Below are 22,930 nucleotides of genomic sequence, written 5' to 3' on the forward strand. Positions count from 1 at the left end.
CCGGCCCGTCCCGTCCCGGCCCGGCTCAGAACGGATACCAGCGCACCGTCTCGTCCCCGTCCCGCAGGGAGGCCACCCGGCGCTCGAACTCCGCGAGGGCCTTCGGGTCGGCCGGGGCGTGCTGGGCGACCCAGGCGCAGCTGGCGGTCTCGCGGGCGCCGCGCAGGACGCCGCAGCCCTCCCAGGCGCGGACGTCCCAGCCGTAGGCCCGTGTGAAGGAGGCGTACGCGTCGGCGGGCAGACCGTAGCGGTCGTGGGAGAGGGCCAGGACGACCAGGTCGTGTTCGCGCAGGTCGGTGGAGAAGGTCTCCAGGTCGACGAGGACCGGACCGGCCGGGCCGACATGGACGTTGCGGGGGAGGGCGTCGCCGTGGATCGGGCCCGGGGGCAGGTGCGGGGTGAGGGCGGCGGCGGCCGCCGCGAAGCCGTCGCGGCGCTGACGGAGGTAGGCCGCGTCGGCCGGGTCGATCGCGTCGCCCGCCAGACGCAGCCAGCGTTCCACCCCGGCCAGCAGATCGCGGGGCGGCAGCCCGAAGGAAGGGGAGGGCAGGGCGTGCACCAGCCGGAGCAGGGCGGCCAGATCGCGGGGTTCGGCGGGGCGTACCGGGTCGGGCAGCCGGTGCCACACCGTCACCGGGTGGCCCTCGACCAGCAGCGCCTCGGGCTCCGCGGCCCGTACCGCGGGCACGTCCGCCTCGGCGAGCCATACCGCGACGGCCAGTTCGCGGCGTGCCCGGTCGAGAAGTTCGGCGTCCCGGCCCACCTTGACGACCAGATCACCGGCGGCGAACACCGCGTTCTCGCCGAGGGCGAGCAGCCGCGCGTCCCGCGCCGCACCGGGCAGGACCCCCGCCGCGGCCAGTACGTCCCGCGCCCTTGCCTCGTCCATCGTCCGCCTCCGTGTCGTCGTACGTTCCGCCCCGCCTGCCGGGTGCGGTCGCCCGGACGGGGTCGGGTTCCCGCCATCCGCCGGCCAGTGTCGCATTCGCACAGGTCGAGCCGGTGTGCGCGGTGCCTTGACGGCGTACAGCGACTTCACGACCATGACGGAGGCCCGCCGGGGGCCCGGAACGCGTGACGAGCCGTGCGAAGGAGCCGATCACGTGACATTGGTGACCGCGACGAAGCGGTCGGCGCGGGGCACGGCGCGGGCCGACGGGGGCCGGCGGCGGCCTCCCGACCGCGGGGCCTGGTTCCTGGTACTGCCCGCGCTGATCCCGATCCTGGTGCTGAGCGTGGGCCCGCTGCTCTACGGGATCCTGCTGGCCTTCACCGACGCCCAGTCGGGGCGGACCGAGCCGACGGAGTGGATCGGCGGCCTCAACTTCCGGGACCTGCTGCACGACACGCTGTACTGGGAGTCGTTCCGGATCGGCCTGGTCTGGGCGGTCGGGGTGACCGTCCCGCAGTTCCTGCTGGCGCTCGGCCTGGCCCTCCTCCTGAACCAGGACCTGCGTCTGCGCTGGCTGGCCCGCGCGCTGGCGATCATCCCGTGGGCCATGCCCGAGGTGGTCGTCGGCGTGATGTGGCGGCTCGTCTACAGCCCCGACGCCGGTGTCCTGAACGAGACCCTGCGCGACCTCGGCCTCGGCGACGGCCGGGACTGGCTCAGCGGTCTGGGGACCGCCCTGCCCGCGGTGATCGTCGTGGGCGTCTGGGCGGGCATGCCGCAGACCGCGGTCGCCCTGCTCGCCGGCCTGCAGAACACCCCGCGCGAACTCCACGAGGCGGCCGCGATGGACGGCGCCGGTGCCTGGCGCCGCTTCCGGACCGTCACCTGGCCGGCCCTGCGGCCGGTCGCGCTCGCCATCACCGCCCTCAACTTCATCTGGAACTTCAACGCCTTCGCCCTCGTGTACGTCCTGACCAGCGGCGGGCCCGGCGGACGCACCCGCCTGCCCATGCTGTTCGCCTACGAAGAGGCCTTCCGCTACGGCCAGTTCGGCTACGCGGCGGCGATGGGCTGCGTGATGGTCGCGGTGATCTCGGTGCTGCTGGCCCTCTTCCTGGTGGGCCGGCTCAGAGGAGGCGACGACGCGTGAGGACCAGCACCGGCGGCCGGATCGGCCAGTACCTCGCCCTGTTCGGGTATCTCGTCTTCCTCGCCTTCCCGTTCCTGTGGCTGGTCTCCACCGCCTTCAAGACGCCGCAGGAACTGGGCAGTCCCCATCCCACCTGGATCCCGAGGGATCCCACCCTGGCCAACTTCCGGCAGGCCTTCGACGAACAGCCGCTGCTGCGCGCCGCGGGCAACTCCCTGCTCGCCGCGCTCGGCGCCGCCCTGATCGCCGTACTGATCGCGACCCCGCTGGCGTACGTGATGGCCCGCCACCGCTCCCGCCTGACCAAGGCCGCGACGGGCTGGGTGGTCGTCAGCCAGGCCTTCCCGCTGGTCCTTGTGATCATCCCGCTGTTCCTGGTGCTGAAGCAGCTGCGGCTGATCAACTCCCTTTCGGGGCTGGTGATGGTGTACGTCGTGTGGGCGCTGCCGTTCGCGCTGTGGATGCTCGTCGGGTACGTCCGCGCGGTGCCCGCGGAGCTGGAGGAGGCGGCGGCGGTCGACGGGGCCGGGCGGCTGCGGACGCTGGTGTCGGTGACCGCGCCGCTGCTCGCGCCGGGGATCGTGGCGACGGGCCTGTTCGCGTTCATCACCGCGTGGAACGAGTTCTTCTTCGCGCTGGTGCTGCTGAAGACACCGGAGAAGCAGACCCTGCCGGTCGTCCTCACCCGCTTCATCGGCGCGGAGGGTGTCGCCGACCTCGGCCCGCTGGCCGCCGCCGCCTTCCTCGCCACCCTGCCCTCCCTGGTCGTCTTCGCGGTCATCCAACGGCGGATCACGGGCGGGATGCTCGCCGGGGCGGTGAAGAGCTGATGCGCACCGGACGGTTCCTCGCACTGTTCGCGGGCCTGCTGCTCATCGCCGCGTGCACCTCGGAGGGCGGCGGCGCCGACGGCCGGGTCACCCTGCGCTTCCAGTCCCTCGCCTGGCAGCAGGAGTCCGTCGAGGTGAACCGGGAACTGGTCGAGGAGTGGAACGCGACCCACCCGGACGTCAAGGTCGAGTACGTGCAGGGCAGTTGGGACAGTGTCCACGACCAGCTGCTCACCTCCTTCGAGGGCGGTGAGGCGCCCGACATCATCCACGACGCCTCGGACGACCTCGCGGACTTCGCGTACGGCGGCTACCTGGCCGATCTGACCGGCCTGCTGACCGAGCGACTCAAGACCGACATTCCGCGCCGGAGTTGGGACACGGTGACCTTCGGGGACGGGATCTACGGCGTCCCGTTCCTCCAGGAACCGCGCGTCCTCGTCGCCAACGCGACCTGGCTGGAGGAGGCGGGCGTACGGATCCCCACCCCCGAACACCCCTGGACCTGGCCGGAGTTCCGGCGGATCACCGAACGGCTCAGCGGCGACGGCCGGTACGGCGTGGCCTGGCCGCTCAAGGAGCCCGTGTCCGCCACGCTCAACCTGTCCCTGTCGGCGGGCGGACAGCTCTTCCACCGGGGGGCGGACGGCAAGGTGACGGTCCGCTTCGAGGCCGCCGACGAGGTGGTGCCGCGCACCATCCACGACCAGGCCAACACCGACGACAGCGCCTCGCCGACCACCCTGGGCAGCGGCGGCTCGGACACCCTGCCCGGCTTCTTCGGCGGCAGGTACGCCATGGTCCCGCTCGGCTTCTCCTACCGTCAGCAGATCACCCAGCAGGCGCCCGAGGGCTTCAGGTGGCAGGTGCTGCCCGCCCCGGCCGGGGCCGGCGGGCTCACCCAGGGGGTCAGCCCGCAGACCCTGTCGGTCGCCGAGGACAGCCCGCACAAGGAGGAGGCCGCCGCGTTCATCGACTTCCTGCTCCGGCCCGCGAACATGGTGCGGCTCGCCCTCGGCGACTGGATGCTGCCCACCGGCACCCAGGCGCTGAAGGACCCCGCCCTGCACACCGCGAAGGACGGCTGGGCCACCGGCACCGCCCTCGCCGCGCGGCTGCGCCCGGCGCCCGCGCAGTCCGTGCGCGGCTACCCGGAGTGGAAGGACAAGGTCGCCACCCCCGCGTTCCAGGAGTACTACAGCGGCGCGATCGGCCTCGGCGAGCTGCGGGAACGGCTGGAGGAGGACGGCAACCTGGTGCTGGCCCGGTACCAGCGCTGAGCGTCCGTGCTCAGGGAACGGCCGGACCGGTGACGTACCGGCCCCTGTCGTCGTACGGCCAGACGTTGGGCACGCAGCCGTTCATCCCCTTGATCTGCTGCATCATCGCGGGGGCCGGCTGTCCCTGGCCGGGGCAGCCGACGTGGCCGTGGCCCAGGAAGTGGCCGACCTCGTGGTTGATGATCAGGGCGCGGTAGGCCGGGACGTCCTTGGCGTAGACGGGGGTCGCCAGCAGCCAGCGTTTGAGGTTGACCATCACGTTGTCGGACACGTTGCAGTTGACCTCGCCGCCGGTGTTCAGGCCGTACTGCCCGCAGATCTCGTCCACGGTCCCCGGGGTGGCCACCCGGACCACGAAGTCGGCCGTACCGCCCGACACCCGCTGGAAGGCCGAGCGGCCGTCCGCCGTCCAGCCGCGCCGATCGGCCAGGACGGCCTCCACCTGCCGGGCGACGTCGGCGGCGGACAGGTCGAGACCGTCCTCCACCTCGACCCGGTAGCGCAGGGGCGTCCCCGTCCCCACCTTGGCGCTCCCGCCCGACGCGGCGGTGAAGGTGCCCGGGCCGGTCGACGGAATGTCGGGCGCGGAGGCGCTGGGGCTGCCGGAGGGGGCGGGGGAACGGGGGGACGCGCTGGGAGCGGGCTTGGCGGCGTGCGTCGGCCGGGAGGTCGCGGGGCCGGTGCCGGCCTGCACCGTGGGCTCGGTGCGCGCGTCGCCGTGGGACCCGCCGGCACCGGACGACGTCCACTCCGCGGCCGCGAGGCCGACGGCGCCGAGGACGGTCAGGGCGGCCAGCCCGCCCCACAGCGGTCCCTTCCCGCCGCGCCGCCCGGAGCCGTGCGCGGGGCCGCTCCGGCGGCGGCGGGAGCGGGCGGAAGCTGATCGGTGCTCGGTCATGGTCGTCCAGACTGTGAGCGCCATGTGATCGGACCGGGCCCGAGCGATAACGAACCGATAACGGCGACCCGTCGAGGGCTTGCCCGACCGGGTGGCCGCCAGGCGATCCGGGTGGCTGACAGTGGGCTCGCCATGCCCGACGGTGACCATATGATCATCCGGTAACAGCGTCCCGGGACGGACCACGGCGTACGGATACTGAGCGCATGCCACGCGTTCTGCTGATCGAAGACGACCGTGCCGTGCGGGAGGGCGTCGCCCTCGCCCTGCGCCGCCAGGGCCACGAGATCGCCGCCGTCGGGACCGGGGAGGACGGTCTGGAGCGGCTGCGGTCCTTCCGGCCGGACGTCGTGGTGCTGGACCTGATGCTGCCCGGCATGCCCGGTCTGGACGTGTGCCGCGGGATGCGCGCCCTGGACCAGACCCTGCCGATCATCATGGCGACGGCGCGGGGCGACGACGAGGACATCGTCGTGGGCCTGGAGGCCGGAGCCGACGACTACGTGGTCAAGCCGGTGCAGGCCAGGGTGCTGGAGGCGCGCATCCGTGCCGTGCTGCGCCGGGCGGCGGGCGGGGCGCCCGCCGAGGGCGGCATACCGAAGATCGACACGTACGGGGAGTTGTCCATCGACCGGGCCGGCCTCTCGGTCGCCCGGCGGGGCACGCCGGTCCCGCTCGCGCCCTCCGAACTGCGGCTGCTGCTGACCCTGTCGGCGTCGCCGGGCCAGGTGTTCAGCCGGCAGCAACTCCTGGAGGCGGTCTGGGAGCACAGCTACCACGGGGACGCGCGCCTGGTGGACGCCTGCGTGAAACGGCTGCGCGCCAAGATGGGCGAGCCGCCGCGCGAGCCCCGTTACATCCAGACCGTGCGCGGCTTCGGCTACCGGTTCGTGTCGCGGTGAGGATCCCCACGCGGAGTTCGGTGAGGGGCCCCGCCGACAGTCGCGTACAGAAGGCCGTGGAGAACCCTGAAGAGACCCCCGTCGCAAACCCGGCCGGGACCCCCGTGAGGGGCACCGCGAAGGGCTCGCTGCGCACCCGTGTCCGGGCGCCTCAACTGCGCGGCCTGCGCATGCGGTTGGTCGTGGCGTTCGCGCTCGTCGCCGCCGTGACCGCCGCCTCCACCGGCGCCCTCACCTTCCGCGAGGCGCGTACGGGCGTGCTCCAGCAGAGCCAGGACACCGTGATCAAGCTGCTGCGCACCCACGTCGACCGGCTCGCCCCCGGCCTGGGCTTCCCGCCGGACGAGGCGGGACTGGGGCGCTTCGCGGCCGACGTGGCCGCCGCCGAACCGGCCCGGACCTGGCGGGTGCTGGTCACCTTCGGCGACCTGCGCGCCACCTCGGCCCCCGACGACCCGTTCGAGGAGCTGACGCCGGCGCTGCGCGCGGCCGTGGACTCCAGCATGGCCACCGTGTTCCAGCGGGTGACCAGCGGCGACCACACCTCACTCGTCGTCGGCATGTCGGTCACGTTCGCCGTGTCCGGCGCCGAGGCCCGGCAGCCCTCGGGGGTCCGGGTCTTCCTGACGGTGCCACAGACCACGGAACGGTCCTACGTCGACGCCCTGGTCACCGCCGCCCAACGGGCCACCGTGCCCGCCCTGGTGCTGGCCGTGCTGCTCGCGCTGCTCGCCGCACGCGGGGTGCTGCGGCCGGTGCGGGCGCTGCGCGACGCCACCCGCAGCATCGCCGAGGGCCGGCTGGACACCCGGCTCGCCGTCGACGGGGCCGACGAACTCGCCGATCTGTCGCACACGTTCAACGAGACGGCCGCGGCGCTGGAGGAGTCGGTGGCGGAACTGCGCGGGATGGAGGCGCGGGCCCGCCGTTTCGCCGCGGACGTCTCGCACGAGCTGCGCACCCCGCTGGCCGCGATGTCGGCGGTCACCGACGTCCTCGACGAGGACGCCGCCCGCCTCGACCCGGACACCGCCACCGCGGTCCGCCTGATCAGCGAGGAGACGGTGAAGCTGGCCCGCCTGGTGGACGACCTGATGGAGATCTCCCGCTTCGACGCGGGCGCGGCGGTGCTGCACCTGGACGAGATCGACCTCGCCGAGTCCGCGCGGCGCACGCTCGCCGCCCGCGCCTGGACCGACCTGGTGGACGCCGACCTGCCGCCGCCCGACGCCCTGCGGGGACGCGTCGACCCGCGCCGCCTCGACGTCGTCGTCGCGAACCTGGTGGGCAACGCGCTGCGGCACGGTGCCCGGCCCGTCCGCCTGCGCCTGTCCGACCGTCAGCAGCCGGACGGCGGCCGGTGGGCGGTCATCGAGGTGCTGGACAGCGGACCCGGCATCCCCGACCGCGTGCTGCCCCATGTCTTCGAACGCTTCTACAAGTCGGACGCGGCCCGCACCCGGACCGAAGGCAGCGGCCTGGGCCTCGCGATCACCACGGAGAACGTACGGGTGCACGGCGGCACCGTCCGCGCGGCGAACCGGCCCGAGGGCGGTGCCGTGTTCACCGTGGAACTGCCGTTGCGCAGGGACGAGCCGGGGGAGGGCCGGTCATGAGGGCCGTACGCCGGTTCGCGCCGCTGCTCCTGCCGGCGCTGTGCGCGCTCGCCTCCTGCGGCATCCCCTCGACCGGCGTGGTGGAGGCGGGCGGTCCCGCGGGCGGGGTGGTGCCGACGGTACGGGTCTACTTCGTGGCGGACGGCCGCCTGGTCGCCGTCCCCCGCACGACCGTCGCACCGGTCGGTGTGCAGTCGGCGGTGGAGCTGCTGCTGCACGGTCCGACCGGCCCGGAACGGGCCAAGCGCCTGACCACGCTGCTGTCGTGGCCCCTGGCCCTGCCGGCGGTCGCCCCCGCCGACTCCGCCGTCCCCGCCCGGCCGACCGCCGACGGCCGTGACATCGACGGCCCCGCCGCGGTCCCGCGGGAGAACCCCGCCGCGCGCCCCGTCACGGTCACGGAACAGGACGACCGCGTCCTGGTCGCACTGCCCGCCGGGGCGGGGAAGCTGAGCGAGCTGGCGGCGGCACAGGTCATCTGCACGGCCGTCGGAGCCCAGCGCGTCGCCGACCCCGGGTCGGAACCGGCCCCGGTGACCGTCACCTCCACGGACGGCGGGCGCGTCGAAGGCACCGGCGCGCAGTGTCCGGACGACCAGGGCCCTGCTGACGGATCCGGGTGACGGGTGGACGTCGCCTGCCGCGGCACCGGCCGCCGGCCCCGCCCTTGGATTGCACGATACGTATCGTCTCGCCTAGAGTCGGGTCATGACCAGTCGTCCCGCACACATCGCCATGTTCTCCATCGCGGCCCACGGCCACGTGAACCCGAGCATCGAGGTGATCCGCGAGCTCGTGGCGCGCGGGCACCGGGTCACCTACGCGATCCCGCCCGCGTTCGCCGAGAAGGTCGCCGAGACCGGTGCCGAGGTGAAGGTGTGGAACTCGACGCTGCCCGGACCCGACGCCGACCCCGCGGCCTGGGGCACCACCCTGCTGGACAACGTGGAGCCCTTCCTGGCCGACGCGATCCAGGCGCTGCCGCAGCTGACCGAGGCGTACGAGGGGGACCGGCCCGACCTCGTGCTGCACGACATCACCGCGTACCCGGCCATGGTCCTCGCCCACCGCTGGGACGTGCCCGCGATCTCCCTGTCCCCCAACCTCGTCGCCTGGGAGGGCTACGAGGAGGAGGTCGCCGAGCCGATGTGGGCGGAGCCGAGGCGGACCGAGCGCGGTCGGGCCTACTACGCCCGCTTCCGGGCCTGGCTGGAGGAGAACGGGATCACCCGGCACCCGGACCCGTTCGTGGGCCGGCCCGCCCGCTCCCTCGTCCTGATCCCCAAGGCGCTGCAACCGAACGCCGACCGGGTGGACGAGGACGTGTACACCTTCGTCGGCGCCTGCCAGGGCGACCGGGCCGCCCAGGGCGACTGGCGGCGGCCCGCCGACGCCGAGAAGGTGGTCCTGGTCTCGCTCGGGTCCGCCTTCACCAGGCAGCCGGGCTTCTACCGGGAGTGCGTCCAGGCGTTCGGCGAGCTGCCGGGCTGGCACCTGGTGCTGCAGATCGGCCGGCACGTCGACCCCGCCGAGCTGGGCGACGTACCGGACAACGTCGAAGTGCGCTCCTGGGTGCCACAGTTGGCGATCCTGAAGCAGGCCGACCTGTTCGTCACGCACGCCGGAGCGGGCGGCAGCCAGGAGGGCCTGGCCACGGCCACGCCGATGATCGCCGTACCGCAGGCCGTCGACCAGTTCGGCAACGCCGACATGCTCCAGGCCCTCGGGGTCGCCCGCCGCCTCGACACGGAGCAGGCCACCGCCGAGGCGCTGCGGGACACCGCCCTCGCGCTCGTCGACGACCCCGAGGTCGCCCGCCGGCTCAAGGGCATCCAGGCGCAGACGGCCGAGGAGGGCGGCACCCGGCGCGCGGCCGACCTGATCGAGGCGGCGCTGCGGTGACGACGCACGGGAGAGGGCCCGTTGGCACCCCGGTGACCAACGGACCCTCAGCTCTGGGCGGTTCGCTCCGAGGGCTCAGACCCCCAGCCGCTCCCCCTCGTCGTCCCGCACCGCGGGCCTGACCACGGCCTGCGGGGCCTCGTCGTGGGTGAGGTCCGGCAGCCGGTGCAGCCACTTCGGCAGGTACCAGTTGCGCTCGCCGAGCAGCGCCATCACCGCCGGGAGCAGCACGCCCCGGATGATCGTCGCGTCGATCAGCACGGCGGCCGCGAGACCGACGCCCATCTGCTTCATGGACTGCATGGACAGCGTGCCGAAGATCGCGAACACGGCGACCATGATGACGGCGGCGCTCGTGACGACTCCGGCCGTGGTGACCACCCCGTGCTGGATGGCGTCGTTCGTCGTCCGGCCGCGCAGCCGCGCCTCACGGATCCGCGAGACCACGAACACGTGGTAGTCCATCGACAGGCCGAACAGGATCACGAAGAGGAACAGCGGCAGCCAGGTGATGATCGCGCCGACCCCCTCCGCGCCCACCAGCGACGCCCCCCAGCCGTGCTGGAAGACGCCGACGAGGATGCCGTAGGCCGCGCCCACGGACAGCAGGTTGAGCACGATCGAGGTGATCGCGATCGTCAGCGAGCGGAACGACAGCAGCATCAGCGCGAAGGCGAAGACCACCACGAACGCGAACACCGGGACGACGGCTCCGGCCAGCTGGTCGTTGAAGTCCTGCGACCCGGCGACCTGACCGGTGATGGGCGCCTCGACACCGTCCACCTCGCCGAGGGTGGCCGGACGCACCTCGTCTCGCAGCTTGTCCAGACTCGCGCCCGCCTTGTCCAGATCCGAGCCGCCGACCAGCGGGACGTACACGAAGGCGATGTTCTGCCGGTCGTGCAGCTTGATCTCGACCGGGCCGCGCGAGGCACCGGAGGCCACCGCCTGCGTCTTGAAGGCGGCCAGGGCGTCCTGCACCTCGGGCGCGTTGATGTCGTCCGCGTGGACCACCACCTCGGCCGGCTCGGAGCCGCCCGGGAAGGCCTCGTTGACCCGGTTGTAGGTCTGCACGATGGGCAGCGAGTCACCGAACTCCTGGTCCAGGGTGAGGTTCTGCGTCTTCATGCCGACCGCGGGCGCCGCGATCGCCAGCAGCGCGCCGGCCGCCACCACGACGGAGAGCACGGGCTTGGCGAGCACACCCTTCAGGACGGCCGTCCAGAACCGGCTGTCATCGCTGCCGCCGTTGCGGCGACGCCGGCGCAGGAACGGGATACGGCCCTTCTCGACCCGCCCGCCCAGCAGGGACAGCAGCGCCGGCAGGACCGTCACCGACCCGACCATGGCGACCGCCACGACCATCAGCGAGGCCAGGCCCATCGCCTCGAACTCGGCGAGCCCGGTGAACAGCATGCCCGCCATCGCCACGCACACCGTGACACCGGAGACCACGATCGCGCGGCCACTGGTCGCGGCGGCGATCCGCAGAGCGGTCTGCGGGTCCCGGCCCGCCTCGCGCTCCTCGCGCTCACGGCGCAGGTAGAACAGGCAGTAGTCGACACCGACGGCCAGACCGACCAGCAGCATCACGGAGTTGGCGGTCTCGCTCATCGGCATCACATGGCTGACGATGCCCATCAGGCCCATCGTCGCCATGATCGCGGTGACGGCCAGCAGCACCGGCAGCAGCGCCGCGACCAGCGCGCCGAAGGCGATGAGCAGGATGCCGAGGGCCACCGGCACCGCGGAGTACTCGGCCTTCTTGAAGTCGTCCCCGAACGCGTCGTCGAACGTCTTCATCATGCTGGCGCCGCCGATCTCCTCGATCCGCACCGACCCGTGCTCCTCCTGCACCCCCTCGACGGCCTTCAGCACCGGCTCGATCCGCTCGCCCGCGGTGTCCGACTCGCCACGCATGTCGAACTGCACCAGCGCGCTGCGCCCGTCCTTGGAGATGGTGTCCGTGTCGTACGGCGAGGTGACGCCCGTGACCTCGCCGGTCCCCTCGACGGCGTCGACGACCGCGGCGACGGCGGCGCGGAACTCGGCGTCCGTGGCCTTGACGTCACCGTCCCTGGCCTGGATCAGCACCGACTCACTGGCCGGTTCGTCGATCCCGGCGTCCTCGATGATCCGGGCGGCGGTGTGAGTCTCGCCCTTCAGCTGATCGCTGTCCTTGACGTCGACCCGGCCGGCCGCCGAACCGAGCCCCATCGCCAGGACGACGAACAGCACCCAGATCCCGACGGCAGCCCATCGGTGCTGAGCGCTCCAGCCGCCGGCCCGGGCGGCCAGGCCCCGCACCCGTGTGTCTCCGTTCCCCATGACGGGCTTGCCCCCTTGTGAGCGGTGGCAGCCCCGTGCCGCCACCTTTCACTTAGAAGGTAGGGGCCGGTTAAAGCCATCACCTCGTGCTGCCCGGTGAGGTACGGCGGCCCGAAATCATCCCCCTGGCGCCCGGGCCTCCCCACTGGGTAGGACAGCGGCCCCTTACATCTACCGGAATGTCCGCTCCGGCGGACACGGTCCTCGCGCCCGCCCCCACAGGGCACGACGGCCGCTCTATGGTGTGCGGATGACGACGACGTACGCGGCGCTGCTGCGCGGGATCAACGTGGGCGGCAGCAGGAAGGTGCCGATGGCCGAACTGCGCGTGCTGCTGGAGGGTCTCGGCCACGACCGCGTACGCACCTACCTGCAGAGCGGTCAGGCGGCCTTCGCGAGTGACCACGGGGACGAGGACTCCCTGGCCGCAGAGCTGACGGAGGCGATCGGGCGACGGTTCGGCTTCGCGGTCGACGTGATCGTGCGCGACCACGCCTACCTGGCGGCGGTCGTCGGTGCCTGCCCGTTCCCGGCCGCCGAACTGGAGGCCAGGCAACTGCACGTCACCTACTTCTCGGCCCCGGTCGACGAGGAACGCTTCGCGGAGATCGACCGGCCCGCCCACCTCCCGGAGGAGTTCCGCCTCGGCGACCGCTGCCTGTACCTGTACGCCCCGAACGGCCTCGGCCGCTCCCAGCTCGCCGAGCGCCTGTCCAAGCCCCGCCTGAACAAGGGCGTGACCGCCACCAGCCGCAACTGGAACACCGTCCGCAAGCTGGTGGAGATGACGGCCGGCTGACCGCGCCGGGCCGTGAGGTCCGCCCCGCCCAGCCGCGCCCGCAGCCCGGCCGTGTCACGCCCCGCGCCCCACCGCCCCGTGCCGTCCGTCAGGCTCCCACCGCCGCCGGCAGCGGCCTGCGGGCCGCCTGGTAGCGCTCCAGGAGGACCCGTGCCACCTCCGGCGCCGGTCCCAGCACCTTTGCCAGGACGTCCGCCTCGGCCGCGCCCCGCGCGATGCGGTCGGGGAGGAAGCCGGGGGCCAGGACGTACGGCGCGACGGCGACCCGGGCACAGCCGAGGGCACGCAGCTCCCGTACCGCGTCCTCGGTGCGGGGGAGGGCCGCGGAGGCGAACGCGGGCCGCACGGCGCACCAACCGGTGTGCCGCCACTCCCGCGCGATGTCAGCGATCACCGCGATCGCCTCCGGGTCGGTGGACCCCGCCGAGGCCAGGACGACCCCGGTCGAGGACTTGTCGGCGGGCGTCAGCCCCGCCTCGTACAGCCGCCGTTCGAGGGCGGCGAGCAGCAGCGGCGAGGGGCCCAGCACCTCCGCCTGCCGGATCCGCAGCCGCGGCGGCGCGTCCCGCAGCACCGCCGGGATGTCCGCCTTCGCGTGGAACGCGCGGGTCAGCAGGAGGGGGAGGGCCACCACGTCCCGTACGCCCTCCGCCGCCAGCGACTCCAGCACCCCCTGCGCCGACGGGATGTTGAAGTCCAGGAAGCCGGTCTCCACCCGTACGTCCGGGCGCAGGGAGCGGACCCGGCGTACCAGGGCGTGCACCGTCGCGGCGTGCCGCGGGTCGCGGCTGCCGTGGGCGATGACGAGAAGGACGGGCTTCCTGTCCGTGAGGTACATGGGAGCTCAGCTCTTCACCAGCAGACCGCGGGTGCGCAGGACCCAGCGCTCCAGCGGGCTGAAGATCAGCAGGTCGATGGCGATCCCGACGAACAGGATCAGCAGGATGGCGAGGAAGACCGTGGCCATGCTGCTGTTCGTACGGCCCACCTCCAGCAGCTGGCCGAGGCCCACGCCCAGGTCCGGCGCCTGCGCGATGATCTCGGCGGCCATCAGCGAACGCCAGGAGAACGCCCACCCCTGCTTCAGGCCCGCCACATAGCCGGGCAGCGCCGCGGGCATCACGATGTGCCAGGTGCCGCGAAGCCCGGTCGCCCCCAGCGTGCGTCCCGCGCGCAGGAACAGCGGCGGCACCTGGTCGACGCCGGACACCAGACCGTTGGCGATCGACGGCACCGCGCCGAGCAGGATCACCGCGTACATCATCTCGGGCTTCAGGCCCAGCCAGATCACGGCGGCGGGCACCCAGGCCACCGACGGCAGCGACTGGAGGCCGGACAGGACCGGACCGATGGCCGCGCGCACGAACTTCACCCGCGCCACGACCAGGCCGAGCGGCGTGCCGATGACCAGGGCGAGCAGGAAGCCGAACAGACCGCGCGAGACGCTCGTCCAGATGTAGTCGAGCAGGGTGCCCTTGAGCCAGGCGTCCTCCGCCTCCGCCCAGACGGCACCCGGCGAGGGCAGCTTCGACGGGTCGTCGACGATCTTCAGGGAGATGAGGCCCTGCCAGATCGCGAGCACCACGACGGTGGCGACGATCGGCGGCAGGAGCTTCTCCCGGAAGGTCTGCGCGAAGGTCGGCCGGCCGGTGACCGAGGTCTCCAGCGCGTCGAGACCGGCCTCGATGCCGCCCAGCCCCGAGCCGCCCGAGCCGCCCGTGGCGCTCGCCCCGGTGGTCCTGGTGTCAGTGCTGGCCATGGCGGCGGATCTCCCCACGCAGTTCTTCGGTGATCTCGACGGACAGTTCCGCCACGGGCGCGTCCTCGATGCGGCGCGGCTGCGGGATGTCGACCGTCCACTCGCGGGCGATCCGCCCGGGCCGGGAGGACAGCAGGATCACGCGCTGCGCGAGCCGCACCGCCTCCCGCACGTTGTGCGTGACGAAGAGGACCGACACGCCCGTCTCCGCCCAGATGCGGGTCAGTTCGTCGTGCAGCACGTCCCGCGTGATGGCGTCGAGGGCCGCGAACGGCTCGTCCATCAGCAGCAGGTTGCTCTCCTGGGCGAGCGCGCGGGCCAGCGCCACCCGCTGGCGCATGCCGCCGGACAGCTCGTGCACGCGCTTGCCGTACGCGCCCTTCAGCCGGACGAGTCCGAGCAGCTCCTCGGTCGTCTCGCGCCGCTCGTTCTTCGGAACCCCCCGCAGACGCAGGGCCAGTTCGATGTTCTTGCCCGCGGTCAGCCACGGGAACAGCGCGTGTTCCTGGAACATCAGGGCGGGACGGCCCTGCGTCGTGATGGACCCGACGGTGGGCTCGTCCAGCCCCGCCACCAGGTTCAGCAGCGTGGACTTGCCGCAGCCCGAGGCCCCCAGCAGGGTGACGAACTCGCCGGGCGCGACATCGATGCTGATGTCGTCCAGGACAAGCTGCTGCCCGGCGGGGCCCGCGAAGGACTTCGAGACGTGCTCGATGCGCGCCGCGTGCTCCACCGCCTCGGCGGCCTTGACGAAGGTCGTTGCCATGGTCGTCACCTCCTGGGAACTCATCGGGTCCGGTCAGCTCACGCCGAGGCCGGCGTCGTCGACCGGGCTGCCGCCCTCGGCCTTGAGGATCTTGTTGAGCAGGGTGAGGTCGTAGATGCCCTTGAGGTCGGGCTTCTCCAGCAGACCCGCCCTGACGGCGTGGTCCGCCTCGGCGTCGAGCGTGGCGGCCAGCGGGTCGTCGGTGAACCGGATCGACGTCCAGGCCGGGTCCAGGACCTCGGCCGGCAGCGCCTTGCCCGAGTCCGCCTCCAGCTGCTTGTTCGCCGCGGCCTTCGCCTCGTCCGGGTGGGCGTTGATCCACCTGTTGGTCTCGACGGAGGCCTTCAGCACCGCTTCGACGGCCTTCGGGTGCTCCTTGAGGAAGTCCTGACGCACGATGATGTTCGTGATCACGAACTTCTTGTCCGGCCACAGGTCGGCCTCGTCCAGCAGCACCTTCGCGCCCTCGGCGACCAGCTTGGACGCGGTCGGCTCCGGCACCCAGGCGCCGTCCACGGAACCGGACCGGTAGGCGTCCGGGACGATCTTGTTGTCGGTGCGGACCACCGACACGTCGCCCTTGCCGCTCTCGGCGTCGACCTTCCAGCCCTGCTCCGCGATCCAGTTGAGGAACGCCACGTCCTGCGTGTTGCCGAGCTGCGGGGTCGCGATCTTCTTGCCCTTGACGTCCTTCAGGGTCTTGATCTTGTCCGGGTCGACCACGAGCTTCACCCCGCCGGAGGCCGAACCGCCGATGATGCGCAGGTTCCTGCCCTGGGACGCGGTGTAGCCGTTGATCGCCGGGGACGGGCCGATCCAGCCGATGTCGATCGAGTCCGAGTTGAGGGCCTCGATCTCGGACGGCCCGGCGTTGAAGACCTGGTACCGGGCCTCGGTGGCGCCGAGCGCCTTCTGGAAGTAGCCCTTCTGGTGCGCGACCAGCGCGGTGCCGTGGGTCAGGTTGCCGAAGTAGCCGATCCGCACCGAGTCGAGGCCGTCGGTCTTCTTCGCCCCGGCGGCGATCTCGACGGCTCCGTCGTCCACGGCCTGGGAGCCGTAGCCGCAGGCGGCGAGGGTCAGGAGCGGCAGCGCGGCCATGACCGCGAGGGTGCGGCGCAGGGCGGATGCGGCAGGCACGGGAGGTGTTCCTCTCGTCGGCCCGGCGGTCACGGTCCTACAGGTCGTGGCCGGGAGGTAGGCAGGTGCGTCCACGGCGGTGGGGGAAGGGCGCGCGAGCGGTGCGCGTACGTCAGCGCGCACATCGCGCCACTCCGCCCTGTCCGCTGCCGAGGTGGCCGCTGCCGACGCGGCCGCCCTCCTTCGCGAACGAGGAGTAGAAGTCGGCTGGGTGCATGCTCAGAAGTCCCACCCGTCGTCCTCGGTCTCGTCCCTGACGGGCTCCGGGGACGCGAACGACTCGCCGACCATGCCCGCGGTGAGCGTGGTGCCGTCGTTCGGGTCGATCAGGATGAACGAGCCGGTGCGCCGCGAGTCCGCGTAGGAGTCGACCGGCAGCGGCTCGGCGGCCCGGATCTTCACCCGGCCGATGTCGTTGGCGACGAGCTGTCCCGGATGCGGGTGCAGGGACAGGTCGTCGAGCGTGAGCCGGGACGGGATGTCCTTGACGATCGCCTTCACCGTGCGGGTGCCGTGCTTGAGCAGCACCCGGTGGCCGACGGTCAGCGGCGCGTCGGCGACGTGGCAGACGGTCGCCTCGATGTCCTGGGTGGTGGGCGGCGCGTCCTTGCTGGGCACGATCAGGTCGCCGCGCGAGATGTCGATGTCGTCCTCCAGCAGGACGGTGACCGACTGCGTCGTCCAGGCGATGTCGACCGGCCGGCCGAGCAGGTCGATGCCGGCGATCTTCGTGGCCCGCCCGGACGGCAGCACGGTGACCGACTCGCCGACGCGGAAGGAACCGGCGGCGATCTGGCCCGCGTAGCCCCGGTAGTCCGGGTGCTCGGCGGTCTGCGGCCGGATCACGTACTGCACGGGCAGGCGGGCGTGGCAGTGGCTGAGGTCGTGCGCGACCGGGACCGTCTCCAGGTGCTCCAGGAAGGTCGGACCGCCGTACCAGTCCATGGTCGCGGACGGCTCCACCACGTTGTCGCCGGCGAGCGCCGAGATCGGGATCGCGGTGACGTCGGGGACGCCCAGTTCGGTCGCGTACGCCGTGAACTCCTCGGCGATGGCCGCGAACACCGGCTCCCGGTAGTCCACCAGGTCCATCTTGTTCACCGCGAGGACCACGTGCGGCACCCGCAGCAGTGCGGCGATGGCCGCGTGCCGGCGGGTCTGCTCGACGACGCCGTTGCGGGCGTCGACCAGGATCACCGTCAGCTCGGCCGTGGAGGCACCCGTCACCATGTTGCGGGTGTACTGCACATGGCCGGGCGTGTCGGCGAGGATGAACCGGCGCCGGGGGGTGGCGAAGTAGCGGTAGGCCACGTCGATGGTGATGCCCTGCTCCCGCTCGGCCCGCAGGCCGTCGGTGAGCAGCGCGAGGTCCGGGGCGTCCTGGCCGCGGCTCGCCGAGGCCCGCTGCACGGCCTCCAGCTGGTCGGTGAGGATCGACTTGGAGTCGTGCAGGAGACGGCCGACGAGGGTGGACTTGCCGTCGTCGACGGACCCGGCGGTGGCGAACCGCAGCAGGGTGGTCTCCGACAACTGCTCGACCGACAGCGGCTCGATGGGTTCCGTGATGCTGCTCATGTCTAGAAGTACCCCTCGCGCTTGCGGTCTTCCATCGCGGCCTCGGACATCTTGTCGTCGGCGCGCGTGGCGCCGCGCTCGGTGAGCCGGGAGGCGGCGATCTCGGTGATCACGGCTTCCAGCGTGGTCGCGTCGGAGTCGACCGCGCCGGTGCAGGACATGTCGCCGACGGTGCGGTAGCGGACCTGCCGCTTCTCGGTCCGCTCGCCGTCCTTCGGGCCGCCCCACTCGCCGGCGGTCAGCCACATCCCGGCCCGCTGGAACACCTCGCGCTCGTGGGCGAAGTAGATCTCCGGCAGCTCGATGCCCTCGCGGGCGATGTACTGCCACACGTCCAGCTCGGTCCAGTTGCTGAGCGGGAAGACGCGGACGTGCTCGCCGGGGGCGTGCCGGCCGTTGTACAGGTTCCACAGCTCGGGGCGCTGGCGGCGCGGGTCCCACTGGGAGAACTCGTCCCGCAGGGAGAACACCCGCTCCTTGGCGCGGGCCTTCTCCTCGTCCCGTCGTCCGCCGCCGAAGACCGCGTCGAACTTCTCGGCCTGGATCTTCTCGGTCAGCGGCAGCGTCTGCAACGGGTTGCGGGTGCCGTCCGGACGCTCCTTCAGCACACCGCGGTCGATGTACTCCTGCACGGACGCCACATGCAGCCGCAGCCCGTGCTTCGCCACCGTCCGGTCGCGGTACTCCAGCACCTCGGGGAAGTTGTGCCCGGTGTCCACGTGCAGCAGCGAGAAGGGGACCGCCGCGGGGGCGAACGCCTTCAGCGCCAGATGCAGCATGACGATGGAGTCCTTGCCGCCGGAGAACAGGATCACCGGCCGCTCGAACTCGCCCGCGACCTCGCGGAAGATGTGGACGGCCTCGGACTCCAGCGCGTCCAGGTGCGAGAGGGCGTACGGGCTGTCCGTGCCCTCGTCGCCCTCGATGGCCTTGGCAACGGTCGTCGTCATGCCAGTCCCCTCTCGGTGAGCAGCGCGTGGACCGCGGCCGCGGACTCCTGGACGGTCTGGTGCTGCGACTCGATCCGCAGGTCGGGCGACTCGGGCTCCTCGTACGGGTCGTCGACCCCGGTGAGTCCGGTCAGCTCGCCCGCCGCCTGCTTGGCGTACAGACCCTTCACGTCCCGCTCGCTGCACACCTCCACCGGAGTGGCCACGTGCACCTCGATGTACGCCGCCCCGCTCTCCTGGTGACGCTTGCGCACCGCCTCACGGCTGTCGGCGTAGGGCGCGATCACCGGGACCAGGGTCTTGACGCCGTTGCGGGCGAGCAGTTCCGCGAGGAAGCCGACGCGCCGCACGTTCGTGTGCCGGTCCGCGCGGCTGAAACCGAGGCCCGCCGAGATGAACTCGCGGATCTCGTCGCCGTCGAGCACCTCCACGAGGTGGCCCTCCGCACGGAGCCGGCCGGCCAGCTCGTACGCGATGGTGGTCTTGCCGGCACTCGGCAGACCCGTGAGCCAGACGGTGGCTCCGGTCGTCACGTGAGTCTCCTGGTTCGTAGAAAGCACAGTCGTCGTCATCCGTGCAGCCCGCACTCGGTCTTGGAGCGGCCCGCCCAGCGACCGGCGCGCGCGTCCTCGCCCTCCAGGACGCGGCGGGTGCAGGGGGCGCAGCCGACGGAGGCGTAGCCGTCCATCAGCAGCGGATTGGTGAGGACGCCGTGTTCGGCGACGTACGCGTCCACGTCGTCCTGGGTCCAGCGGGCGATGGGCGAGACCTTGACCTTGCGGCGCTTCTCGTCCCAGCCGACGACCGGGGTGTTCGCCCGGGTCGGGGACTCGTCACGGCGCAGACCGGTCGCCCAGGCCTGGTAGTGGGTGAGCCCCTCTTCGAGCGGCTGGACCTTGCGCATCTTGCAGCACAGGTCGGGGTCGCGGTCGTGCAGCTTCGGGCCGAACTCGGCGTCCTGCTCGGCGACCGTCCGCGTCGGCGACAGCGTGATGACGTTGACGTCCATCACGGCCTCGACCGCGTCCCGGGTGCCGATGGTCTCGGGGAAGTGGTAGCCGGTGTCGAGGAAGACGACATCCACGCCCTTCATCACGCGGGACGCCAGGTGGGCGACCACCGCGTCCTCCATCGAGGAGGTCACGCAGAAGCGCTTGCCGAAGGTGTCGACCGCCCACTGGAGTATCTCCAGGGCGGTGGCGTCCTCCAGGTCCCGGCCCGCCTGCTCGGCGAGTGCCTTGAGATCGGCTGTCGTGCGCTCTTCCTGAGTCGTGCTCATATCTCTTCTCCCGCTGCGTCTGTCGGCTGAAGGCCCCGGGCGAGCAGCCCGAGGAACTTCAACTGGAATGCGCGGTTGCAGGCCGCGCATTCCCACGCGCCGTGGCCCTGCTCGCTGGGACGGAGGTCCTCGTCGCCGCAGTAGGGGCAGTAGAACGGGGCGGCCCGCTCGCTCATGACAGGGCCTCCTCGTCGGCGCGCGCCGCCCAGGTGGCGAACCGCTCGCCGTCCTCGCGCTCGGCCTGGAAACGCTTGAGCACCCGCTCGACGTAGTCCGGCAGTTCCTCGGAGGTCACCTTCAGGCCGCGTACCTTGCGGCCGAAGCCCGCCTCCAGACCGAGCGCGCCGCCCAGGTGCACCTGGAAGCCCTCGACCTGCTCGCCCTGGTCATTGAGGACCAGCTGGCCCTTGAGACCGATGTCCGCCACCTGGATACGGGCGCAGGCGTTGGGGCAGCCGTTGATGTTGATGGTGATCGGCTCGTCGAAGTCCGGGATGCGGCGCTCGAGTTCGTCGATCAGCTGGGAGCCGCGCGCCTTCGTCTCGACGATGGCGAGCTTGCAGTACTCGATGCCGGTGCAGGCCATGGTGCCGCGCCGGAACGGGGAGGGCTTGGCGGTCAGGTCCAGCGCGCCGAGCGCCTCGACCAGCGACTCGACCCGCGTCTCCTCGACATCGAGGACGATCATCTTCTGCTCGACGGTGGTCCGGACCCGGCCCGAGCCGTGCGCCTCGGCCAGCTCCGCGATCTTGGTGAGGGTGGCGCCGTCCACGCGGCCGACGCGCGGGGCGAACCCGACGTAGAAGCGGCCGTCCTTCTGCCGGTGCACGCCGACGTGGTCGCGCCAGCGCTCCACGGGCTGGGCGGGGGCGGGGCCGTCGGTCAGCCTGCGCCGGAGGTACTCGTCCTCCAGGACCTGGCGGAACTTCTCCGGGCCCCAGTCGGCGACCAGGAACTTCAGGCGGGCGCGGGTGCGCAGCCGCCGGTAGCCGTAGTCGCGGAAGATCGAGATGACGCCCTCGTGGACGTCGGCGACCTCGTCCAGCGGGACCCAGGCGCCGAGCCGTACGCCGATCTTCGGGTTGGTGGACAGGCCGCCGCCGACCCACACGTCGAAGCCGGGGCCGTGCTCGGGGTGGACCACACCGACGAAGGCGACGTCGTTGATCTCGTGCGCCACGTCCAGCAGCGGCGAGCCGGAGACCGCGGTCTTGAACTTGCGGGGCAGGTTGGAGAAGGCCGGGTTGCCGACGATCCGGCGGTGGATCTCCTCGATGGCCGGGGTGCCGTCGATGATCTCGTCCTCGGCGATCCCGGCGACCGGCGAGCCGAGGACCACGCGGGGCGTGTCACCGCAGGCCTCGGTGGTGGACAGGCCGACCGCCTCCAGGCGGTTCCAGATCTCCGGCACGTCCTCGATGCGGATCCAGTGGTACTGCACGTTCTGCCGGTCGGTGATGTCGGCGGTGCCACGCGCGAACTCCTGCGAGATCTCGCCGATCACCCGCAGCTGCTCGGTGGTGAGCCGGCCGCCGTCGATCCGGACGCGCAGCATGAAGTACTCGTCGTCCAGCTCCTCCGGCTCCAGGATCGCGGTCTTGCCGCCGTCGATCCCGGGCTTGCGCTGGGTGTACAGACCCCACCAGCGCATCCGGCCGCGCAGATCGTTCGGGTCGATGGAGTCGAAGCCGCGCTTGGAGTAGATCGTCTCAATGCGTGTCCGCACATTGAGACCGTCGTCGTCCTTCTTGAACTGCTCGTTGCCGTTGAGCGGGGTGTGGTGCCCCGCGGCCCACTGACCCTCTCCGCGGTGACGGCTCACCTTGCGGCGGGGAGTCGCGGCGGCAGGGTTCTGCGGGGTGGCGGCCATGGTTGATACGTCCTTCGGGACAGCGAGGGGAAGGGGTCGGCGCGTGGCACCGTCGATGAGGGACGGCGCTCCGGCGACGGGCGGGAGGCTCTGACCTGCGCGTGCGGGCGCACGGGTGGACATGCGCGGCGTTGCGCGGAATGGGACAGGCAGGGGGAGGTCGGGCGACGCCGGGGCTCGTCAGCTCGCCGGACAGATGGCGCTGGACATGCGGCCGAGGTCGACGTGGCGCCGACTCACCAAGGCAATTCCAGTTCCAGGCATGACGGAAGCGTGGCACGGCGATCTGGACACAGTCCAGCTTTGTCCGCCATACGGACAACTTGGTCCCGAATCATGAGACAAGCGTGGTGTCGGTCACATGGCCCGTACGCGCTCTTGTCGACGCAGGTCAGACAGGGTAGGCGCCCGGCCACGGACCCGGCGGGGTCACCTGCGGCCTCTCCTCGACCGAGGTGTCGAAGAGCCGGAAGCCCCGGCGCAGATAGTTGTCCATCGCGTGCTCGCCGTCCAGGCTGCACGTGTGCAGCCATACCCGCCCGGTCCGCGGCAGACCGGGCCAGCGGTCCGCGAGATCCCAGGCACGGGCGGCACCGTACGACAGCAGATGACCACCGATCCGCCGCCCGCGGAAGGCCGGAACCAGCCCGAAGTAGACGATCTCCACGACCCCGTCGCCCTGCGGCTCCAGCTCCACGTACCCCGCGGGCGTCCCCTGCTCGTACGCCACCCACGTCTCCACGCCCGGCCGCTCCAGGTGCTCCCGCCACCGCGCGTACGTCCAGCTCAGCCGGTCGATCCAGCGGATGTCGCCGCCCACGGACGCGTACAGGAAGCGGCTGAACTCGGGGGAGGGGACGCCGGAGCGGACGATCCGCACGTCGCCCTCCGGCGCGGCGGCCGGCAGCAGGTCGGCCGGCGCGGTCTGCTCCAGGGACCAGGTGGTCACGGGGATGTTGGTCATGGCGGCCAGCGAACCACGAGCGCGATCGATCTG

Annotated in this window: 23 protein-coding genes; 8 read left to right on the top strand and 15 right to left on the bottom strand. The window is 72.1% G+C overall.

The window, feature by feature from the left end; all coding sequences use genetic code 11:
• Positions 1-25: 25 nt before the first annotated feature.
• Positions 26-889, bottom strand: coding sequence for a phosphotransferase enzyme family protein (locus QQS16_RS31190; RefSeq protein ID WP_286065388.1), 864 nt, complete (start codon positions 887-889; stop codon positions 26-28).
• Between the two features lie 214 nt (positions 890-1,103).
• Between QQS16_RS31190 and QQS16_RS31195 the strand changes: the two genes are divergently transcribed.
• From QQS16_RS31195 to QQS16_RS31205, 3 genes are read left to right on the top strand one after another with little or no spacing between them, the layout of a single operon-like run.
• Positions 1,104-2,042 carry a carbohydrate ABC transporter permease gene (locus tag QQS16_RS31195; protein ID WP_286065389.1) on the top strand — a complete coding sequence of 313 codons (939 nt, stop codon included), beginning with the start codon at positions 1,104-1,106 and terminating at the stop codon, positions 2,040-2,042.
• Positions 2,039-2,872 carry a carbohydrate ABC transporter permease gene (locus tag QQS16_RS31200; protein WP_286065390.1) on the top strand — a complete coding sequence of 278 codons (834 nt, stop codon included), beginning with the start codon at positions 2,039-2,041 and terminating at the stop codon, positions 2,870-2,872. The genes QQS16_RS31195 and QQS16_RS31200 overlap by 4 nt, the downstream gene beginning before the upstream one ends.
• The gene (locus QQS16_RS31205; RefSeq protein WP_286065391.1) at positions 2,872-4,152 is read left to right on the top strand and encodes an ABC transporter substrate-binding protein; all 1,281 of its coding nucleotides are present in this window, start codon (positions 2,872-2,874) and stop codon (positions 4,150-4,152) included. Before QQS16_RS31200 ends, QQS16_RS31205 begins: the two co-directional genes overlap by 1 nt.
• Before the next feature lie 10 nt (positions 4,153-4,162).
• On the opposite strand, the gene QQS16_RS31210 is transcribed toward QQS16_RS31205, so the two are convergent.
• Positions 4,163-5,050, bottom strand: coding sequence for a DUF3152 domain-containing protein (locus tag QQS16_RS31210; RefSeq protein ID WP_286065392.1), 888 nt, complete (start codon positions 5,048-5,050; stop codon positions 4,163-4,165).
• 206 nt (positions 5,051-5,256) lie between these two features.
• Between QQS16_RS31210 and QQS16_RS31215 the strand changes: the two genes are divergently transcribed.
• From QQS16_RS31215 to mgt, 4 genes are all read left to right on the top strand, one after another.
• Positions 5,257-5,952: a response regulator gene (locus tag QQS16_RS31215; RefSeq protein WP_286065393.1), complete on the top strand. Its 696-nt coding sequence runs from the start codon at positions 5,257-5,259 to the stop codon at positions 5,950-5,952.
• The gene (locus QQS16_RS31220) at positions 5,853-7,568 is read left to right on the top strand and encodes a sensor histidine kinase (RefSeq protein ID WP_502963932.1); all 1,716 of its coding nucleotides are present in this window, start codon (positions 5,853-5,855) and stop codon (positions 7,566-7,568) included. Before QQS16_RS31215 ends, QQS16_RS31220 begins: the two co-directional genes overlap by 100 nt.
• Entirely contained in the window at positions 7,565-8,191 is a 627-nt protein-coding gene (locus QQS16_RS31225; protein ID WP_286065394.1) for a hypothetical protein, read from the top strand. The genes QQS16_RS31220 and QQS16_RS31225 overlap by 4 nt, the downstream gene beginning before the upstream one ends.
• Positions 8,192-8,276: 85 nt before the next feature.
• Positions 8,277-9,470, top strand: a complete 1,194-nt coding sequence (mgt, locus tag QQS16_RS31230) for a macrolide-inactivating glycosyltransferase (RefSeq protein ID WP_286065395.1) — start codon at positions 8,277-8,279, stop codon at positions 9,468-9,470.
• A gap of 75 nt (positions 9,471-9,545) precedes the next feature.
• Here mgt and QQS16_RS31235 read toward each other — a convergent pair whose 3' ends face one another.
• Entirely contained in the window at positions 9,546-11,798 is a 2,253-nt protein-coding gene (locus tag QQS16_RS31235; protein ID WP_286065396.1) for an MMPL family transporter, read from the bottom strand.
• Between the two features lie 250 nt (positions 11,799-12,048).
• On the opposite strand from QQS16_RS31235, the gene QQS16_RS31240 reads away from it, so the two are divergent.
• A complete protein-coding gene (locus QQS16_RS31240) occupies positions 12,049-12,597 on the top strand; it encodes a DUF1697 domain-containing protein (RefSeq protein WP_286065397.1) in 549 nt (182 codons plus the stop codon).
• Positions 12,598-12,685: 88 nt separating this feature from the next.
• Here QQS16_RS31240 and QQS16_RS31245 read toward each other — a convergent pair whose 3' ends face one another.
• The 12 genes from QQS16_RS31245 to QQS16_RS31295 all read right to left on the bottom strand — a co-directional run bounded on the left by QQS16_RS31245 (position 12,686) and on the right by QQS16_RS31295 (position 22,897).
• Positions 12,686-13,435, bottom strand: coding sequence for a sirohydrochlorin chelatase (locus QQS16_RS31245; protein ID WP_286065398.1), 750 nt, complete (start codon positions 13,433-13,435; stop codon positions 12,686-12,688).
• A 6-nt stretch (positions 13,436-13,441) separates the two neighbouring features.
• Positions 13,442-14,356, bottom strand: coding sequence for an ABC transporter permease (locus QQS16_RS31250; protein WP_286065399.1), 915 nt, complete (start codon positions 14,354-14,356; stop codon positions 13,442-13,444).
• Positions 14,343-15,146, bottom strand: coding sequence for an ABC transporter ATP-binding protein (locus QQS16_RS31255; protein WP_286065400.1), 804 nt, complete (start codon positions 15,144-15,146; stop codon positions 14,343-14,345). The genes QQS16_RS31250 and QQS16_RS31255 overlap by 14 nt, the downstream gene beginning before the upstream one ends.
• A 9-nt stretch (positions 15,147-15,155) precedes the next feature.
• The gene (locus QQS16_RS31260) at positions 15,156-16,259 is read right to left on the bottom strand and encodes an aliphatic sulfonate ABC transporter substrate-binding protein (RefSeq protein ID WP_286065401.1); all 1,104 of its coding nucleotides are present in this window, start codon (positions 16,257-16,259) and stop codon (positions 15,156-15,158) included.
• 219 nt (positions 16,260-16,478) lie between these two features.
• Positions 16,479-17,834 carry a sulfate adenylyltransferase subunit 1 gene (locus tag QQS16_RS31265; RefSeq protein ID WP_286065402.1) on the bottom strand — a complete coding sequence of 452 codons (1,356 nt, stop codon included), beginning with the start codon at positions 17,832-17,834 and terminating at the stop codon, positions 16,479-16,481.
• Between the two features lie 2 nt (positions 17,835-17,836).
• On the bottom strand, positions 17,837-18,784 hold the full coding sequence (gene cysD / locus QQS16_RS31270) for a sulfate adenylyltransferase subunit CysD (protein ID WP_286065403.1): 948 nt from the start codon (positions 18,782-18,784) through the stop codon (positions 17,837-17,839).
• A complete protein-coding gene (cysC, locus tag QQS16_RS31275; RefSeq protein WP_286065404.1) occupies positions 18,781-19,356 on the bottom strand; it encodes an adenylyl-sulfate kinase in 576 nt (191 codons plus the stop codon). Before cysC ends, cysD begins: the two co-directional genes overlap by 4 nt.
• On the bottom strand, positions 19,353-20,063 hold the full coding sequence (locus QQS16_RS31280; protein WP_286065405.1) for a phosphoadenylyl-sulfate reductase: 711 nt from the start codon (positions 20,061-20,063) through the stop codon (positions 19,353-19,355). Before QQS16_RS31280 ends, cysC begins: the two co-directional genes overlap by 4 nt.
• Positions 20,060-20,239, bottom strand: a complete 180-nt coding sequence (locus QQS16_RS31285; protein WP_286065406.1) for a hypothetical protein — start codon at positions 20,237-20,239, stop codon at positions 20,060-20,062. The genes QQS16_RS31280 and QQS16_RS31285 overlap by 4 nt, the downstream gene beginning before the upstream one ends.
• Positions 20,236-21,933 (bottom strand): nitrite/sulfite reductase, encoded by a 1,698-nt coding sequence (locus QQS16_RS31290; RefSeq protein WP_286065407.1) that lies wholly within the window; start codon positions 21,931-21,933, stop codon positions 20,236-20,238. Before QQS16_RS31290 ends, QQS16_RS31285 begins: the two co-directional genes overlap by 4 nt.
• Positions 21,934-22,113: 180 nt before the next feature.
• Positions 22,114-22,197, bottom strand: coding sequence for a putative leader peptide (locus QQS16_RS43580; protein WP_310739661.1), 84 nt, complete (start codon positions 22,195-22,197; stop codon positions 22,114-22,116).
• Positions 22,198-22,324: 127 nt separating this feature from the next.
• Positions 22,325-22,897 carry a GNAT family N-acetyltransferase gene (locus tag QQS16_RS31295; RefSeq protein WP_286065408.1) on the bottom strand — a complete coding sequence of 191 codons (573 nt, stop codon included), beginning with the start codon at positions 22,895-22,897 and terminating at the stop codon, positions 22,325-22,327.
• Positions 22,898-22,930: the final 33 nt, after the last annotated feature.

The sequence above is a fragment of the Streptomyces sp. ALI-76-A genome, from assembly GCF_030287445.1.
Taxonomy (GTDB): domain Bacteria; phylum Actinomycetota; class Actinomycetes; order Streptomycetales; family Streptomycetaceae; genus Streptomyces.

What these genes read in the sequence shown, in the direction of transcription:
- QQS16_RS31280 (WP_286065405.1), bottom strand. Translation starts at nt 20,063, where the DNA reads ATGAGCACGACTCAGGAAGAGCGCACGACAGCCGATCTCAAGGCACTC.
- mgt (WP_286065395.1), top strand. Translation starts at nt 8,277, where the DNA reads ATGACCAGTCGTCCCGCACACATCGCCATGTTCTCCATCGCGGCCCAC.
- QQS16_RS31295 (WP_286065408.1), bottom strand. Translation starts at nt 22,897, where the DNA reads ATGACCAACATCCCCGTGACCACCTGGTCCCTGGAGCAGACCGCGCCG.
- QQS16_RS31210 (WP_286065392.1), bottom strand. Translation starts at nt 5,050, where the DNA reads ATGACCGAGCACCGATCAGCTTCCGCCCGCTCCCGCCGCCGCCGGAGC.
- cysD (WP_286065403.1), bottom strand. Translation starts at nt 18,784, where the DNA reads ATGACGACGACCGTTGCCAAGGCCATCGAGGGCGACGAGGGCACGGAC.
- QQS16_RS31205 (WP_286065391.1), top strand. Translation starts at nt 2,872, where the DNA reads ATGCGCACCGGACGGTTCCTCGCACTGTTCGCGGGCCTGCTGCTCATC.
- QQS16_RS31290 (WP_286065407.1), bottom strand. Translation starts at nt 21,933, where the DNA reads ATGGCCGCCACCCCGCAGAACCCTGCCGCCGCGACTCCCCGCCGCAAG.
- QQS16_RS31215 (WP_286065393.1), top strand. Translation starts at nt 5,257, where the DNA reads ATGCCACGCGTTCTGCTGATCGAAGACGACCGTGCCGTGCGGGAGGGC.
- QQS16_RS31265 (WP_286065402.1), bottom strand. Translation starts at nt 17,834, where the DNA reads ATGAGCAGCATCACGGAACCCATCGAGCCGCTGTCGGTCGAGCAGTTG.
- QQS16_RS31190 (WP_286065388.1), bottom strand. Translation starts at nt 889, where the DNA reads ATGGACGAGGCAAGGGCGCGGGACGTACTGGCCGCGGCGGGGGTCCTG.
- cysC (WP_286065404.1), bottom strand. Translation starts at nt 19,356, where the DNA reads ATGACGACGACTGTGCTTTCTACGAACCAGGAGACTCACGTGACGACC.
- QQS16_RS31225 (WP_286065394.1), top strand. Translation starts at nt 7,565, where the DNA reads ATGAGGGCCGTACGCCGGTTCGCGCCGCTGCTCCTGCCGGCGCTGTGC.
- QQS16_RS31240 (WP_286065397.1), top strand. Translation starts at nt 12,049, where the DNA reads ATGACGACGACGTACGCGGCGCTGCTGCGCGGGATCAACGTGGGCGGC.
- QQS16_RS31235 (WP_286065396.1), bottom strand. Translation starts at nt 11,798, where the DNA reads ATGGGGAACGGAGACACACGGGTGCGGGGCCTGGCCGCCCGGGCCGGC.
- QQS16_RS31285 (WP_286065406.1), bottom strand. Translation starts at nt 20,239, where the DNA reads ATGAGCGAGCGGGCCGCCCCGTTCTACTGCCCCTACTGCGGCGACGAG.
- QQS16_RS31245 (WP_286065398.1), bottom strand. Translation starts at nt 13,435, where the DNA reads ATGTACCTCACGGACAGGAAGCCCGTCCTTCTCGTCATCGCCCACGGC.
- QQS16_RS43580 (WP_310739661.1), bottom strand. Translation starts at nt 22,197, where the DNA reads ATGCCTGGAACTGGAATTGCCTTGGTGAGTCGGCGCCACGTCGACCTC.
- QQS16_RS31255 (WP_286065400.1), bottom strand. Translation starts at nt 15,146, where the DNA reads ATGAGTTCCCAGGAGGTGACGACCATGGCAACGACCTTCGTCAAGGCC.
- QQS16_RS31250 (WP_286065399.1), bottom strand. Translation starts at nt 14,356, where the DNA reads ATGGCCAGCACTGACACCAGGACCACCGGGGCGAGCGCCACGGGCGGC.